The sequence below is a fragment of the Tenacibaculum amylolyticum genome (genome assembly GCF_964511145.1).
Classification (GTDB): Bacteria; Bacteroidota; Bacteroidia; order Flavobacteriales; family Flavobacteriaceae; genus Polaribacter; species Polaribacter amylolyticum.
In genome coordinates, this window is sequence record NZ_CAZEFZ010000026.1 from 309,453 (window position 1) to 326,636 (window position 17,184).

At 29.1% G+C, this 17,184-nt stretch carries 13 protein-coding genes; 1 reads left to right on the forward strand and 12 read right to left on the reverse strand.

Features of this window, described 5'->3' with window-relative positions:
• Nucleotides 1-135: 135 nt before the first annotated feature.
• The 4 genes from ACKTTC_RS09725 to guaB form a co-directional block, all read right to left on the reverse strand.
• A complete protein-coding gene (locus ACKTTC_RS09725) occupies nt 136-846 on the reverse strand; it encodes a LytR/AlgR family response regulator transcription factor (protein ID WP_408039623.1) in 711 nt (236 codons plus the stop codon).
• Complete coding sequence (locus ACKTTC_RS09730) at nt 830-2,758, reverse strand: 7TM diverse intracellular signaling domain-containing protein (RefSeq protein ID WP_408039624.1); 1,929 nt, start codon at nt 2,756-2,758, stop codon at nt 830-832. The genes ACKTTC_RS09725 and ACKTTC_RS09730 overlap by 17 nt, the downstream gene beginning before the upstream one ends.
• Before the next feature lie 488 nt (nt 2,759-3,246).
• Nucleotides 3,247-4,050: a hypothetical protein gene (locus tag ACKTTC_RS09735; RefSeq protein ID WP_408039625.1), complete on the reverse strand. Its 804-nt coding sequence runs from the start codon at nt 4,048-4,050 to the stop codon at nt 3,247-3,249.
• A 240-nt stretch (nt 4,051-4,290) separates the two neighbouring features.
• Nucleotides 4,291-5,766, reverse strand: coding sequence for an IMP dehydrogenase (gene guaB / locus ACKTTC_RS09740; protein ID WP_408039626.1), 1,476 nt, complete (start codon nt 5,764-5,766; stop codon nt 4,291-4,293).
• 257 nt (nt 5,767-6,023) lie between these two features.
• Here guaB and ACKTTC_RS09745 point away from each other — a divergent pair, with 257 nt between their 5' ends.
• Nucleotides 6,024-6,434, forward strand: a complete 411-nt coding sequence (locus ACKTTC_RS09745; protein ID WP_408039627.1) for a DUF1842 domain-containing protein — start codon at nt 6,024-6,026, stop codon at nt 6,432-6,434.
• Nucleotides 6,435-6,517: 83 nt separating this feature from the next.
• Here the strand turns inward: ACKTTC_RS09745 and ACKTTC_RS09750 are convergent, their stop codons facing one another.
• The 8 genes from ACKTTC_RS09750 to ACKTTC_RS09785 all read right to left on the reverse strand — a co-directional run bounded on the left by ACKTTC_RS09750 (nt 6,518) and on the right by ACKTTC_RS09785 (nt 17,166).
• Entirely contained in the window at nt 6,518-7,261 is a 744-nt protein-coding gene (locus ACKTTC_RS09750; protein ID WP_408039628.1) for a LytR/AlgR family response regulator transcription factor, read from the reverse strand.
• Between the two features lie 70 nt (nt 7,262-7,331).
• Complete coding sequence (locus ACKTTC_RS09755; RefSeq protein WP_408039629.1) at nt 7,332-8,678, reverse strand: tetratricopeptide repeat-containing sensor histidine kinase; 1,347 nt, start codon at nt 8,676-8,678, stop codon at nt 7,332-7,334.
• A gap of 375 nt (nt 8,679-9,053) precedes the next feature.
• A complete protein-coding gene (locus ACKTTC_RS09760) occupies nt 9,054-9,542 on the reverse strand; it encodes a hypothetical protein (protein WP_408039630.1) in 489 nt (162 codons plus the stop codon).
• A 93-nt stretch (nt 9,543-9,635) separates the two neighbouring features.
• Nucleotides 9,636-11,270 (reverse strand): tetratricopeptide repeat-containing sensor histidine kinase, encoded by a 1,635-nt coding sequence (locus tag ACKTTC_RS09765; protein WP_408039631.1) that lies wholly within the window; start codon nt 11,268-11,270, stop codon nt 9,636-9,638.
• Nucleotides 11,271-11,407: 137 nt separating this feature from the next.
• Nucleotides 11,408-12,127, reverse strand: coding sequence for a hypothetical protein (locus ACKTTC_RS09770; protein ID WP_408039632.1), 720 nt, complete (start codon nt 12,125-12,127; stop codon nt 11,408-11,410).
• Nucleotides 12,128-12,214: 87 nt separating this feature from the next.
• The gene (locus tag ACKTTC_RS09775) at nt 12,215-14,653 is read right to left on the reverse strand and encodes a TonB-dependent receptor domain-containing protein (RefSeq protein WP_408039633.1); all 2,439 of its coding nucleotides are present in this window, start codon (nt 14,651-14,653) and stop codon (nt 12,215-12,217) included.
• Nucleotides 14,654-14,678: 25 nt separating this feature from the next.
• Nucleotides 14,679-16,037 carry an HTTM domain-containing protein gene (locus ACKTTC_RS09780; RefSeq protein WP_408039783.1) on the reverse strand — a complete coding sequence of 453 codons (1,359 nt, stop codon included), beginning with the start codon at nt 16,035-16,037 and terminating at the stop codon, nt 14,679-14,681.
• On the reverse strand, nt 16,033-17,166 hold the full coding sequence (locus ACKTTC_RS09785) for an imelysin family protein (protein ID WP_408039634.1): 1,134 nt from the start codon (nt 17,164-17,166) through the stop codon (nt 16,033-16,035). Before ACKTTC_RS09785 ends, ACKTTC_RS09780 begins: the two co-directional genes overlap by 5 nt.
• Between the last annotated feature and the right edge of the window lie 18 nt (nt 17,167-17,184).

Genomic DNA, 17,184 nt, shown 5'->3' on the forward strand with positions numbered 1-17,184 from the left:
TTTATTTAATTTTGAGGTTAAAAATTGTTTATTATGAAAACAAATCTATTTACAAAAAGTGCTTAAAACACTATCAAAATAGGGCTTTTGAGTATTCGTAGAGGGCTTTTGAGTATTCGTAAATTCTTTTTTAATTTAACTACACATTCTCTCATATACTTCTGTCTTTTTTCTATAAGATACTGGTATTTCTTTCCCAGATTTCATAACTAAACCTGGTTTTGTTCCTTTTTTAAAAGATGTTACATAATTTCTATTTACTAAATGAGATTGATGTACTCTTATAAAAGAAGTATCGTGTATTAATTTTTGTTCTACAGACTTTAATGTCATAGACACGGTAATTTTTTTATCACTATTTAAAAAAATATGAGTGTAATTACTTTCGCTTTCGCAACGTTTTATTTGATTCAATTCTATTCGATATAATTTATCCATACATTGAATCATTACCTTTTCTTCTGAAACTTCATTATTTATCATTACTTCTTTTAATCTTTCAATGCTGTTCACTAATTCATCACTATCTATAGGTTTCATTAAATAATCGTGTACACCTTTTCGTATAGCTCTAATAGCATATTGACTGTAAGCAGTAGTAAAAATAATTTTTGTTTTTGTAGTATTTATTTGACTTAACAATTTAAATCCATTGCCATGTGGCATTTCAATATCTAAAAAGACTATTTTAGGTTGGTATAATTCTACTAATTCTTTGGCTTCTTTTATATTACTTCCTGCCCCTATTATTGTTATTTCTGGACAATACATATTTAATAAAATTGTAAGGGCTTCAATAGCAAAAGGCTCATCATCTACAATAATTGCGTTAATCTTGGTACTCATTGGTTAGTATTTTGTAGGGTAGGTAAAATTCTACGAGCGTTCCGTTGTATGGAGTATTGCCTTCTTTTACACTTTCTATATTAAAATAATATGGTTTCTTATAAAGTTTACAGTGTAAAGCCAAACGCTCTAGGGTAATTTTCATACCATAGGATTTATGGTTATTATTTTTTTCGGTTGCATCGTACCCCACTCCATTATCTTGGATAGCACAATACAATACTTCTCCTTTCTCCTTTAAAATCATTTTTACAAAACCTCCTCCTTCTTTATGCATTATTCCGTGCCAAATTGCATTTTCTAAAAAAGGTAATATTAGCATTGAAGGAATTAAAATTTGGTTCATTTTTAATCTTATTTGGTTCTGTATTTCATAATTCAGTTTTTCTCCAAAACGAAGTTTCTCTAATTCTAAATAGCTATTTATTGCATTTAGTTCTTGTTTAAGCATTACTTCCTTTTGCGTTGAACTATTAAGCGTAAAGCGAGTTAATGATGCAAATTTAGCTAAGTATTTATCTGCTTTTACTGTTTCTTTTTTTAACACATACAGCTGAATGGAGTTTAAAACATTAAAAATAAAATGTGGATTCATTTGTGCACTTAATGCTTGGCGCCTAAGCTCCATATTTGCTACATTCAACTCTTCTGTTCTACTCTTTACTTCTTCTTCTAATTGCTGATTTTGAGTTGCTAATACTTCTTGATACTTGCTTTGTACCGCAATTGCTTGCTGTCTTGTTTTTTCTTTTTCTAAGTTTATAGTATTTATTCTATCACCTAAAGCAAAAGAAAATAAAACTCCCTCAAACATTGCTCCCATAAGCGGTGATTGTTCTGAATAAATGTTATAAGGAAAAAAGTTTTTAATACATAGTAGGAAATAAATACCTGAGCTTACAAAAAAAAGCCACCCTGTAGAAAAAAAATAAGCATATCTTTTTCGTTTTACTACTAAATACAATGCTTCTATTAATAACCAAAGTGCACCTATTAAGGTAGTTAATAATGAAATTTTTCTTGACAGTTCATATTTATGAAACCACCCTAATAACATCGCTAACACACAAGCAACAATTAAAAAGAGCGTTCCTATATTCCAGATGGATACTCTTAATTCAATTTGTAAAAAACGATAAGCAAATGGTATAACTGCTAATACAATTAAAGGTGCAAATTGACTTATAATAAAATTAGGAAACCAGTCTATTCCTGGCCATAAATAATAGGTTGTATAACCGTGCCTATTTGCTTGTGTTATTATTAACACTACTATATACAATAGATACATTAAATAATTTATATCTTTTATAGATAGGTATACAAAAAGATTATACAGAAACAATGCAATCATTACTCCCATAAAGAGAAAGAAAAAATTATCGAATAATTTAAGTGATTTTTCTATTTGCATTCGTGTCCCTATTTTCATTGGTAAAATGATATTCTCTTGAGATTTCACAGCCAATAAATAATAAGATCTTTCTGAAGGTGGTAATTCTAAACTGAAGTGATAAAATTGATGTTCAATTTCTCTATTACTGAATAAATACTCTCTTTGCTCTTTTTTCCATGCAACTTTCCTGTTTCGTGTAATTTTATAAAGCTTTAAAGAGTCTAATAGAGGCATTCTTATTTGCAATGTTAAATCATTTTTAGAAGAACTATTTTGTACTTCAAAAAGTACCCATACTGTCTTATTTCTTATTCCAAAGTTTGGAATTGCACTATTAAGTAGTTTAAACGATGGTATTTGTGCTATTATGGTATCAATTGAATTCCAATTGTTTGTTTCTAAATATGAAATATTGTTATTTATAGCTACTTTTTTTCCTTGAAATATATTTAAATCATTAGCTTGAATAGAAATGATTGAAAAAAATATAACAATTACTACTGTATACTTATACATATTTTTTATGAATCATATTTTCAATATTGTATAAAGTAGATATACATCATTATAAAGTCTTTTATAATAATGCTACATATTGAAAGTGAATGTTAAAATCTAATTTTTAGAATCATGACAATATATTACTACTCTAAATTGTTATTTATTAGAATATTTATTTATGATTTTATATTCTTTTTGAAATAAAATAAACAATAGATTACGTAATATTAATTTATATGTACTCGATTTTTTATGAAGTATTTTTTGTTTTAGTAGTTACTGCTTTTTGTTTTTTACTACTAGAAATTAGGTTGGTATGTTTTGATAAATTCATGTTGCGGGGGTGGTTAATCTATTAAACCAAATATACTATTTATTTATAATACTATTCTTCTATAATCCCCTACAAATACTACAGAAATGAGATTATTTTTAACCAATAAAAAAGCCATCAATATGATTAATTGACAGCCTTTTAATTATTTTAATTGTATATATATCTACTATTCAGACCAATAGTTTAAAGTAACAATAATTTCTCCATTAGCATTTACTAATTCTTTTGAAATCGTTACTATTTTACTACTTGCTCCATCAAAATATCCGTCCATTGCTCCAAATAAATATTCTCCTTCTGGAATATTTGTAAACAAATCTACTTGTCTTCTATCTTGTGGATAATAATACGTATTCGTATCTAAATTTTGTGCAAAATAAGCAGGTAATGTATCTGCAGGAATATCATTTCCACCATCATCTACCAATTTCATTCTTATAGTAAACTCTTGAGGTAACGCTTTAATTTCTTCTGCTCGTTCTCTTGCAAGATCTGCTAAACGTACAATCGTTTCTATATCTTGGTTTAAGATTCTTATCAATCTTGTTGCTTCTGCTTGATTGTTTGCATTGATTGCTGCTACTAATGCTTGAGAGTTATTTTCTACAAAATCTCCTCTTCCTTCAATTCCACTAGCTGCGTTGTAAATATCGCTTACATCAAGGTCTGCTTCGCTTAATCTTTCGGCAACATAAGCATATTGATTTACTTCATCTGAATACTCTTCAATAGTTCCTAATTCTCTTCTAATTACAGCGAGGTAACCGTTTGTATTAGGTTGTTGTCCAAAAATAAATTCAACTGTAATGGTTCTTAAAGCTGAAGTTGCTTTTTCTGAACTGTTTTCTATTACATCTGTTGCGCTTATTACTAAATCTAAAGCTTCATTAGTAGTATTTTGTGCTACTACTTTAAAATTAGCCATAAACATGGTTGTTACCATGACGATCAGGCAAGTAATTTTTTTCATTTTAATGAGTGGTTTTATAATTTTTAAAGTATTAAAATTATCTCTTTTTTTTCTTTAGAAAAAGAAAAACCTGTTAGAATAAGGTTATCAAATTGTGAACTAGTTCCTAGGTTTTATAAGGGATATAGCAATTTACTAGCAATCAAAAGAATACGTATTTACGTCCTATTTTCATAAACTAAAAAAGCTCTGTTAATGATTCTATTAACAGAGCTTTTATGCTATAATTTTATATAGTTTTTATCGTCTACTATAATTTGGAGCTTCTTTGGTAATTGCTACGTCGTGTGGATGACTTTCGTTAATTCCACTTGCTGTAATACGAACAAACTTTCCTGCTGCTTTTAATGTTTCAACATCTTTTGCCCCACAATATCCCATTCCTGCTCTTAATCCTCCAACAAACTGGTGGATACTTTCTACCAATTCTCCTTTATATGGAACGCGACCTACAATTCCTTCTGGAACTAATTTTTTAATATCATCTTCTACGTCTTGGAAGTAACGGTCTTTAGATCCTTGTTTCATGGCTTCTACAGACCCCATTCCTCTATACGACTTGAATTTTCTTCCTTCGTAAATAATAGTTTCCCCCGGACTTTCTTTTGTTCCTGCTAATAAAGATCCTAACATTACACAATCGGCTCCTGCTGCAATTGCTTTTGGAATGTCTCCTGTATAACGGATTCCTCCATCTGCAATCACTGGAACTCCAGATCCTTTAATTGCTGCTGCAACTTCTAGTACTGCAGAAAACTGTGGAAATCCAACTCCAGCAACAACTCTTGTTGTACAAATAGAACCAGGTCCTATTCCTACTTTAACTGCATCTGCTCCAGCATCTACTAAATATTTCGCTGCTTCAGGCGTTGCAATATTTCCTACTACAACTTCTAAATTTGGGAATTTCGCTTTTACATCTTTTAAAACTGTTACCACACCTTTTGTATGTCCGTGTGCTGTATCAATAATTACAGCATCTACGCCAGCCTTTACTAATGCTTCTGCTCTTTCAACTGCATCGAATGTAACACCTAAAGCTGCCGCTACACGTAATCTTCCCAAGCTATCTTTATTCGCTATAGGCTTTTGAGTTGTTTTGGTAATATCTCTGAAAGTAATTAGTCCAACTAATTTATCGTCTTCATTAATTACTGGTAATTTCTCTATCTTATTATTTTGTAGAATGATTTCTGCTTCTTGTAATGATGTTCCTTCTGCAACTGTAATTAAGTTGTCTGAAGTCATTACCTCTGTTATAGAGCGTTCGTTATTTTTTTCAAAACGAAGGTCTCTATTTGTTACGATACCAATTAGTTTATTTTCATCATCAACTACAGGAATTCCTCCAATTTTATGCTCTTTCATTGCCTTTTTAGCATCTAAAACAATGGCATTTAATGGTAGTGTAATTGGGTCAATGATCATTCCACTTTCAGCTCTCTTTACTTTACGAACTTCTTGAGCTTGTTGCTCAATAGTCATATTTTTATGCAATACTCCTATTCCTCCTTCTCTTGCCATAGCAATAGCCATAGCACTTTCTGTTACTGTATCCATTGCTGCAGATACAATAGGTACGTTTATCGTAATATTTCTAGTAAATTTTGTTTGAATACTTACTTCTCTTGGAAGAATTTCGGAAAAAGCAGGAACTAATAGAACATCGTCGTATGTTAATCCTTCTCCTACAAATTTAGATTCGTGGGCGTTCATGTTGCAATCAATTGTTTTGTTCGTAATTAATTGCATGCAAATATACTGCTTTTATTATAATTTTAAGTTTATGTTAATGTTAATCATTTTTATAAAACAGTTGGTTACTCATTATCAATCGCTCATTCCTTTTCTTTCTGCGCTCATGGAAAAAAGTGTTTTTTAGAAAACCATTCTCTTTAATTTTAAAGTAGATAAGTAACTAACCACTATTTATTGCTATAATCAACCATTCTAAAATCTAACACAATACCATTATGGCCTCAATAGAAGAACCAAAAACATTACTTGAATCTGCATATTTAGCTAAAGGCACTATTGGACATATTGGTATGCCAGGCGCACCACTTGCTTATTTTTCTTTAGTGATTTCTCCAGAACAAGGAAAAGTTTCTGGGATTGTAGAAATTACACAGGTAATAGACAAACCTTCTATAAAAGTTAATGTTACTGGTAGTATTCGTACTACTGCTTATGGACATGTAACAAAAATTGTAACAATTCATGGCGAGTATATTGTTTCTGTTCCGCCTCCTGCAATTGGGAGTTATTTAGAAAAGTTTAGTGCTTATGTAGATATTAATGATGAATGGAATGGAACTGGAGGATTTTCTTATGGAAATCAAAAAATTGAAGAAGTACCTGTTACCTCAGTAAATGAAGCGTAGCAGTAAAAAATATTTTACTAGGGGATTATTGAGATTAAGGTGATACACGCTTCCTATTGAGAAGTAGTATCACCTTTTCTTTTTTATCTAAAAATAGTGTTGTCTCTTACAAAAGAATGCTTGTAACGTTCACTAAATGGGATTTTTTCTAAGTTATTTAGTATGATTAAATTGTCTTCTAGATAAATCTCTTTGATACTTTTCATATTTACCAAATAATTTCGATGTACTTGTCTAAAGTCATCGTTATTTAACATTTCCTTGAGTTTAACTAAAGATAATTTTACTAAATATCTACCTTCTCCACATTGTAGATTACAGTATTTCTCTTTTACATCTATATAGTTAATAGATGCTACATCTACTTTTACAACGCTTCGCTTGTGTTTAATAAACAAGTATTTTGGACTTAAAACACCACTTTCTTCATTAAAACTTATACTGTTATTTTGCTGATAACACGATTCTATAGCTAATTCTAATGAGTATAAAAGTTCTAGCTTATTATATGGTTTTAATAGATATACTAATGGGTTGGTTAATTTTGCTTCATCAAATATTGCTCTACTTTGCATACTTGTTAAAAACAAAAATGGTAGATTCAAACCTTCTTTATTAATACGTTGTGCGAAGGTAATTCCATCTGGTTTTCCATCAATCATGATGTCTAAAATGACTGCATCGAAAAACTTATTCTTAATTTCACTTTCAGCTTCTACGATATTTCTTACTCTTATTACTTCGTAATCGTTTTCGTTTAAAAAACGAACCATATCGTCTGCTTCTTTGTCTAAATCTTCTAGCAAAAGTATTCGGAGGTTCTTCATGTAGTAATGGTTTATCTTATAAAGATATGAAAAATGCTTTAAGTACGGTTATTTGTCTTGTTTTGTGCTATTATTGATTGCTTATTGGTAATTGAATAATCACGTTGGTTCCTTCGTTTACAACACTTTCAAAAGATAAAATACCTTGGTTCTTTTTAACTAAGGTTTGACAAAGGATTAATCCTAAACCAACACCTTCAGAGCGATTAATTTTATCAATACTCACTCCTTTTAAGGCATTTATTTTTTCTAAGCGTTCTTCTGTGATTCCAATTCCTGTATCTTGTATAGAGATGTATGCATAGTTTTCTGAATCTATTCCTGATGCAATGGTAATTTTACCTTTACCATTCATATACTTAACAGCATTATCTAAAATATTTCGAAGTACTATTTTAATTGATTCTCTATCTACAGATACTAAAGCATTTTCATGAAAATTTGTCGTTATAGAAACGTCATTTGCTTCTACTAAATTTTCATAACCATGTAGCACATGCTTAATAATTGGTTGCAATGGATATTCTTTTTGACTGAATACCATTTGATTACTTTGCTCTAATGACCAATGCAATACATTATTTAACAAATGACTCGTACTCTCTGTTACCGTAATGGCTGTGTTATTTGCTTCCTCAATCCCCTTTATATTATGATTAGCTATATGTTTTTTTAATTGTTGATGTTGGTGTTTAATCGTATTCATAGGTGAACGCAAATCGTGCGATACCACAGAAAACAAGTAATTTTTGGTCTTATTCGCTATGGCTAAATCTTCCTTTTGCTGTGTTATTAGCGCATTTTTCTTTTGCAGTTTCTTATAGAAAAATCCTAATAAACCTATAAATACCAATAAACCAGAAGCTCCAAAAAGTAATCCTTTTTGGACTACTCTTTGTCGCTTTAGTTTTTCTTCTTGAATTATTATTTCTTGTTGTTTCTGGGCTACTGCAAATTGTTTGTCTTTCTCTGTAAGTTCCCAAATTCTATCTCTATTCCAAATAGAATCTTTCCATTTAATAAACTCTCTATAATAAGTTACACTTTCTTTATAGCGTTTACGATTACGCTCTACAACAGCCATATTTTGGGCCGTATACTGTTTTAAATCTACATCTGAGCATGACTTTGCTAAATTATATGCTTCTTCAAACAAAGGAATAGCATCATCATCTAAATATTGGTTATAATAGATATTGGCTAAATTCATTTTAGCCTTTATCAAAGTAAGTGTATCATTTAACTCTATAAGTGCTAACCCTTTATTAAAGTATTCTTTTGCTTTATTATACTTTCTAGTGTGAATATAGCATAATGCAAAATTATGATATGCATTTTTTTTAGACTTTAAATCTGTATTAGAACTTAACTTTTCCCATTCTGAATAATATATAATAGCTTTATCAAACTGTTTCAAACTTAGATATACCCTACCTAACTTTGACTTTTTAAGACTTAAAAAATAGCGATCATCGGAGATACTCAAAAAACTATTTAAAGCTTTCTTATAAAGCTTTTTATTAGATGCGCTTACCCCTTGAATATAGTTTAATACATTTTGGTAAGTTTTACCTGAAATTTTATTAAGAGAGACTTTATTAGAATAAACATAACTAGAATCGAATTTGTGCTCTCTATAAAACTTAAGTGCTTTACAAAAAAAAGGATCTTTAGATACTAAACATATACTATCAGCTATCTCATAAAACTTATTTAAATCATCTTGAGGTTTACTTTGAGCTAAAATAAAATTAAAACAAAATAAAAAAAAGACACAAAATTTATACAAAGCCTATTGTTTATCTGTTTCAGGCATCGTTACAGTACCTCTATCTGTTTCTGGATCATCATCTTTGTCCTTAACTAAAATTGCATCTACAGGAAGTGTTTTAGGATTTAGTTGATAGTCGAATTGAATATAATACAAATCATATACTTGTGCTTCGTCATTACAATCGTATTCTACACAAAATTTTCTACAATCTACTAATTGTCTATTTTGGTTTCTATCTGTAACAGTAACTACTTCAACACCATAATATGTTAAGTATATTAGATTATTATCTAGAGATATGCTGTTTACGACATCATCTCCTAATTCTACTGGTTTTAAAACCTGATCTCCTGGTAAATAAGCCAATACAGTAACCGTATATGGGTTGTATGCTCCTGATTCTATATCAGATACATTTACTAAAGGTCCGCTAGGTTTGTTTGCTGCAGGAATATTAGTGTCGAATTTTTTAAAATCTCTTAGTGTTAAAGTAATTTGATTACCCATATTATTATAAATTTATTTAGTTAGACGAACTAAATTTACAATAAAATTTGAGAAAAAAACCTTTAAAAAGTTATTCAATATTTATTGTATTGATTATTTGTAAGGTATTTTCATCATTATATTACTACCTACACTAATTTTTGAAGATATATTGATTAAACCTCCTATTTTATTTGTTCTAGAGTCAATATTTTTAATTCCTATCCCTTTACTTCTTATCTCTTTAATATTAAACCCAATACCGTCATCTTTTACATTTATGATGAGATTATTGTTTTCCTTTATCACTTTAAATAATACATTTTTTGCTTTAGAATGTTTTACTATATTTTGAAAAACTTCTTGTAAAACTCTATATATATTAACTATTGCATCAGTTGAAAATTTAGACCAATTTACATCTTTAGCAACTTTCATTTCATATGCAAAATTTCCTAGCTTACTTTTTGATTCAATTAACTTTGTTAGTTCAGAAATAAAATCGTCTTTTATCATGATTTCATTACCTAACTTATGGGAAACCTGTCTTATTTCTTTCTCTACTTCATTCAATTCTTCTAAAAAGTTATGATATTTAATTTTCTCTTCGTTAGAAGCTGCATAGTTTATAAAACCTAAATTCATTCTAATTCCAAAAAGTTTACTTAAAATACCATCGTGTAATTCTTCCGAAATACGTTTTCTTTCTTCATTAACAGCTTTCAAATTCCCTATTTCAGCTTTTAATAATATTCTTCTTTTTCTATACTTCGATACTAAATACATTATTACTATAATTAGTCCTAAAATAAATAGTAAAAGAACAATTATTAGCTGCTGCTTTCTTAATTCTTTATTTTGAATTAAAATCTCTTGTTCCTTTATTTTGATAGCATTTTTTTTATCTATTTCAGCTAATTCCCATATTCTATCTCTATTATTTATAGAATCTTTAATTTTAATATACTGTTGGTAATGCTCTAAGCTTTTTTTGTAGTTCTTTCTATTTTTTTCAACAATAGCTAAATTATAAGTAGTTCTTCTTTTATGATCCAAACTTGAAATTTTCGTAGCCAAATCGTACGCTTCTTTAAATAAAGGGATTGCTACGCTATCTATATATTGTTCATAATAAATATTAGCTAAATCTGTTTTAAATCCAATAATACTAATTGTATCAGTTTTATTTATTAATTCGAATTCTTTGTCTAAAAATTCTCTTGCCTTTTGATATTCTTTGACTAATAAATAGGAAACTCCCAGATTGTGAAATACACTTTTTTTTATTTTAGTAGGTAAACTATCATTCAGCTTAATAAACTGCTTGTAAAATGAAATGGATTTACGATAATTTCCAGTTTGCAAATAAATTCTACCTAGTTTTTCATCTCTCAAACTTTTAAATATACCGCTATCAATAACAGATTCGATGCTTAACAAAGCTTTCTTATATAGTTTTTTTCTAATATAAGAAGTACCTTGGATATAGTTTAGTATATTTTTATGTTCAGTTTTCTTAGTCTTAGCACTTAATAAAGCCTTATTGCTATAAACTATACAGGAATCATACTTTTTTTGAGCAAAAAAATGAAAAGCCTTACAGAATGCATCTTCCTTTTTATTCTCACATAATTGAGATGCTTTATTATACAAAACTTTATATGCATTAGTAGCATCTTCAGTTTGTGAAAAGCTAATAAGATTGATTAACAAAAAAACTAAAAAAAATATGCTTTTTATTTTATTCATATACAATTTCTGAAGTTTACAATAATACTATATCAATAATTGACAAGAGTTGTTCTTACTAAAATAATCGTGTAATAATATAAAATCTAGTTAAAAAGTATAAAAGTAACTTTAAAAATTTTGACGCATATTGAATTTCAACACACTTTATCGTATTTACTTTTCCATGCATATTCACTGAAATTCTTTCCTATAGCTATGCCATAAAAAATAGCCAAACCAATAGCTCCTTTTGCATAAAACATGAATAAAACAATAAAATAAGTTATACTCGTAGCTTCTCTAAAAAAGAATTGATGTGTTAATGAAGCTAAGAATAAAGAAGTAAGAAATAATGTAATTAGTAGGTTTTCGACATTTTTAGCTGGCCAATATTTAATTTTCCTGAAGAAACTCATATCATTTCCCCATTTGTCTATAAGATAATAAAAGCCATTTCCCATAGGAGCAAATAATAACGGATCATCAGCTTTTTTCAGCTTGAATAATATTGAAGGAGCCGTAATTTTATAACCTTTAAGTTCTATTCCATGCTCTTTTTCTAATTGTCTGATTTTACTAATCGTTTCAATAGGATATTCTCCTTTAAACTGACTTGTATTTAAGAATTTTAGTCTATAGTTTATACAGATTTTTCGGATTTGAGCAATATGAAAAATACGATCAGTTTCTAATTTGTCAAAGTCAAAATTATTCTGTTCTTCATCTATACTGTTTTTTAGTTCAGTATAAATTTGATGATGCTTTGTAGTTACATCTTTTAATACAGAATCTACCCAAGAAAGTACCGTTTCTTTCTTTATTTCTTTTCTCCTAACTTTTAATAATTCCTTATGCAAATCTACTGGTTTCAACATAACTGCTCTCTTTTGTATAAAAATACGACAAAATTGTAGTTACAGAAAACCTTAGAAATTATCTCTTTTATTTGGATATATTTTAAATTAGAACTGAAATTGTATTGTTGAATACCAATTTCTAGGTGCAGATGGAATAATTCCTGGCCCAGGATATCCAGTAGCTCTTCGTGTAAAATAGCTATTATTTAAAGCGTTATTTACTCCTGCTTCTAACTTAATGTGTTTTGAAAATGTATACGAAAATGAAACATCTAAAATATCATAAGCTGGTATTGCACCATCTACTCTACTATTATTATTAGGGTTATAAGCTGAATTTGTAGCATCTGTAAATTGCTCTGATAAATAAGAATACTGTACAGATGTAATAAAATTCTTATAACCAAACGACACACCTGTCTTTAGATTTACTTCTGGAATAAATTCTACCTTATTTCCATTTACACTTGCATTAATACTACTTGTATATTCTGATGTTGTTAAAGCTAAGTTTGTAAAAACATCTAACTTTAAATCATTATACTCTTCAAAAAATGTGTCTTTAAGATTCCATTGTATTAAGGATTCTAAACCAAAAATTGACGCTTTTCCGATGTTACTTCTCACCCATTGCGCTCTATACGGTGGCTGTGTGCTAAAATATTGACCAATTCTATTATCGTATAACAATGAGAATACATTTACATCATACGATATAATCTTTTGTAAAGTTCCTCTAATTCCTAAATCCATCGTATATCCTGTTTCATCTTTAATATTAGGATCAACCGCAAAAGACGGATTTACTGTTCTTATATCTGAAAATGTAACTGATCTATAATTTTGTGAGAAATTAAAATAAGATTCGAAATAAGGCTTTGGTTTATAACTTACTCCTACTCCTAATAACAAGAAAGTTCTGTCTAATTGATTGTTATCTGGGATAAAAGTTACTGTTGGATTACTTCCTTGTAAGTTTGCTACATTTAAAAACGATCCTTTAGACTCCGTCTTTATATGCTCTAATCTAAAACCTGGAGTTATTGATAAATGTTCATTAACATTAAAGATATTTTCTCCAAAAAGAGCCAAGTTCATATTTGGATACTCAAATTTATTTTGGTTCGGATATCTAGGAAATTCATCTGTTTTAAAAGTAAAGTCAGCATCCGTTCCTTTACTTCCTGGTCCTTGTTGAGACCTATTATTAGCTCTGTAAAACTTTGCTCCTAGCAATAAAACTGCTGGTTGTTCTTTAATATTATACTTAGTAATAACTCTAGCTTCTGCTCCAAAATTTTTAAAATTCCCTACTAGTAAATCTCTTTCAAAGTCAAAATTTCCTAATCCATCAACTTCATCACTATTTACATCAAAAATATTTGCATTTTCATCTAATGGATTCGTTCTAAAACCAATTGCTTTTCTAGATGCATCTAATCCAAAAATACTCAAGGTTCCGTTTACATTATCAGAAAACTCATGATTCAGTTTTAAATTGAATAAATTCCAATCTACTGCAAACCAATTTCTTGTTCTATAGCTTTGTCTTGGATTTTCTAAAAATTGAACATCTGACAAACCTCCTGCTTGTTGTGCTAAATAATTTAGATGTGTATATTCTACTTCTAATTTTGTTTTCTCATTAAAATCATAACCTATATGTGCATATGCATTTTTAGAATCAAATCCTGAATTTGGCCTAAAACTGTTTCCTTGTTTATAGTTATAATATGCGTAATAGCTTAATTTGTTTGAAGTTCCGCTAATGCTTGTGAAATTAGTAAATAGATCAAAACTTCCCGCAGTACTTCTAGAAGTAACCTCAAATACCTTTTCTGGATTAGGCTTTTTCATTACAAAATTGATCAATCCTCCAAATTGTGTTCCATATTGTAATGACGCAGCTCCACGTATTACTTGAATTTGTTGAAGTGCTTCCGTTGGTGGTGTATAATAACTCTCTGGATATCCTAAAACATCTGCACTAATATCGTAATCGTTTTGACGAGTATTAAAGTTTGCTGTTCTATTTGGGTCTAACCCTCTACCTCCAATACTTAATTGCAAACCTCCATCGTTACTATCGTAAATATTTAATCCTGCTACTTTTGCATATACTTGACGCGCATTATTTGTAGCTTTATTTGCTAAATCTTGGTCTAAAAGAACTACTTCTGATTTTTTTCCTGCATAAATATGCGTTCCTTCTACAGGTTTTAAGGTTCTTAAACCAAAAGCTTGTTTTTTCTTATAAGTTAATACGACTTCTGATAATACATTACTCAATGGTTGCATTTTAACTACAAATTCTTCATTTCCTTGTAAAACAATATCTGTTTCATAAGTTTTGTAATCGTATTCAAAAAAGATGAGGTGGTACGTTTTATTTGCTTCTAAAGTACTTAAGCTTAATTTTCCTGATGCGTCTGTAGCTCCTAGAAGACTTCCTTGTTTTGTATAGACTTGTACTTCAGGAATTGGTTTATTTGTTTCAGCATTGATAACTTTTACACTATAGCTTTGAAAAGCATAAGCTGACATTGTAATGTAAAAAAATAATAAAAAATTATAGACCTTTAATTTCATCTTCAAATGGTAATATCCAATTTTTATGTTCAAAGTTGTCTTTTACTTTTAATAAATCGATAGTAGGATCTATAAAAGGTTTACTTAATCTTCCATTTAAAGAAATATACCCCTCTACAAAGATTCCTATATTTTCTGTTTTTAGCTCTTTTTTATAATGTTCCCCTAAAAAATGAGCATATTCTACAATAAAATCTGGTTGTGTAGACATCTGCTTTTGTTGAAAAGCATTTAAAAAATACTTATTGTCTACCGTAAAACTATTCCCAGTATCAAATTTCACCACTCTAAATGACGTGTATCCTGCTTTTTCTATTAACATTACCCTCCATGAAAAACGATATCCTTCTTCCGTCCAAAATAATTCTCCCGGATATAACAAATATCTAAAAGGTAGTATTAATTGTATCGCTAAAAATAAAGTGACAACAAAAAATGTTTTTTTTAAATTCTCGGGCAAATATACGTCTCTTATAACATTAACCTTTGATTTTATATTGAATATCTGGCTTATTTTCTCTAAAAACTTTTCATGAAGTTCGCTGCTAAAGAATATAAGTGTAGCAATAATCATTATAAAGGGAAACATTCCTATAGGAAATAAAATGCGAGTAAACACATGAAAAATGACTACCAATACAAATGCAAAAGGTCTTGTTTTACGCATTAATAATAAAAATGGTATGGTAAGATCATAAATAGCACCACTCCAACTCATTGCGTAATGAAACCAAGTATCATTCATAAACCTACCTACAAGTGGTAATTCTGTTTTAGATGATAACCATATTTTTAGTGGTTGTGCTCTTAGCAACCAGTCTGAATTCAATTTTGCTAAACCAGCATAAAAATATACAATTCCAAGTAGAAATTTAATTGAGTCTACTGTCCAAGCAGGTACATAATAATAAGCTTTGTTCTTTTTATAAGCATCTACAGAAAAGATTGCATTTAATGGTAGAAAACATAATAAAAAGCTCAGAATACTAATAAAATAGTAATGATTTAAGTACGTTGTTTTGTCTATTAATTCAATGTAGGTAAAGGATAAGAAAAATAGAATGATAGAAAGACGATACTTATACCCTACAATAATTCCAATGCAGGAAGTTATGGCAATCGCAAATAAAAGATAGGTATATTCTCCCCAACTAACGACCCAAGAAAATCCGTAATATTTAAAATGAAACTTTGGAGCTATATAAAATTTATATACCCAACCATTTGCTAAAAATCTAATCAGACTTATTAGCATTAAAATTCCAAATAATATACGAAAAGCGGCTAATGAAGCCGCTCTTGTTTTTTTAGTGATATATGAATTGATAACTTGATTAATCACCATCGCTATCTACAAAATCAATTGTTAGATTAAATGCATTGATTACATTTGACTTAACTGCAATTACATAATTTTGAATTGCATCGAAAACGGCGTCAAAATTAGCATTGTATGTTTGTGTTTGTTGATAGAAATTATCTGTAATATTGTTATTTGCAGCATCAATTGCACCAAATAATTGGTCTATATAAGTAGTTAATGGAATATCACTTCCGTTAACTAAAATTGTTGTTCCTAAAGAAGTTAAATACTCTTGTAAACCAATTGTATTAGAATTGTTAGTATAACTTCTTCCGTAATAAAAATCTTGAATTGCATCATACGCTTCTAAGTACAATGCTTTAGAGTTTTCTGGACTGTATACAGATTCTACGAAGTCTGGACTAGGATTTACAGAAATATTTGGAAAAATATCTCTGTTTCTTGTCCCTGAAGGTGTTGCTATTTTAGCTTCTCTAAAAGATTTTTCTGTATACTGAACAAAATCATTTACTTGTCTACTAAAATAAGAACTAATTGTATTGTCTACACTTGCAATATTACTTGCTTTATCAGCTTCAAAATCAGTTAATGCATTAGTAGTTAATGTAAGCATACGCTCTGCTAGCAACTTTAGATAGTCTTGGTATTTTGCTTCTCCATATAATGTAATAATTTCATTATCTGTAGCTGCAATACCATTAACTAAATAATCCATTGCTGGTAATCCTTGTGATGAATTTAAAACAGTTCTGTCTAAGTTTACTGGAGTTGTACTATTTATGTTATCTGTTATATTAGTTACATCAGTTGGATAACTATTCATATCTAATGCAAAACTAGATCCATAAAAGAACATCTCTACATGCTGCCATACTTTATAAGCTTCAAATAAATCAGTTCTTACCTGAGCCAATTTAGCTGCATCTGGTGCATCTGCAAAAGCAATTGTTGCTGTATTTAAAGTAGTTAGTTTAACTTTTAAATCATTCGTAGCAGGTAATAATAAATTATCTACCCAACTTGTCGTTAAACTTACTCTATTGAAATCATCTGATCCTCCTCCATCTGTTGAGCCATTATCACTCGAACAAGAGAAAAAATAAAAAAGTGTTAAAATTGGTACTATATATAGTATTTTTCTCATAATAAACCTTTGAATTAA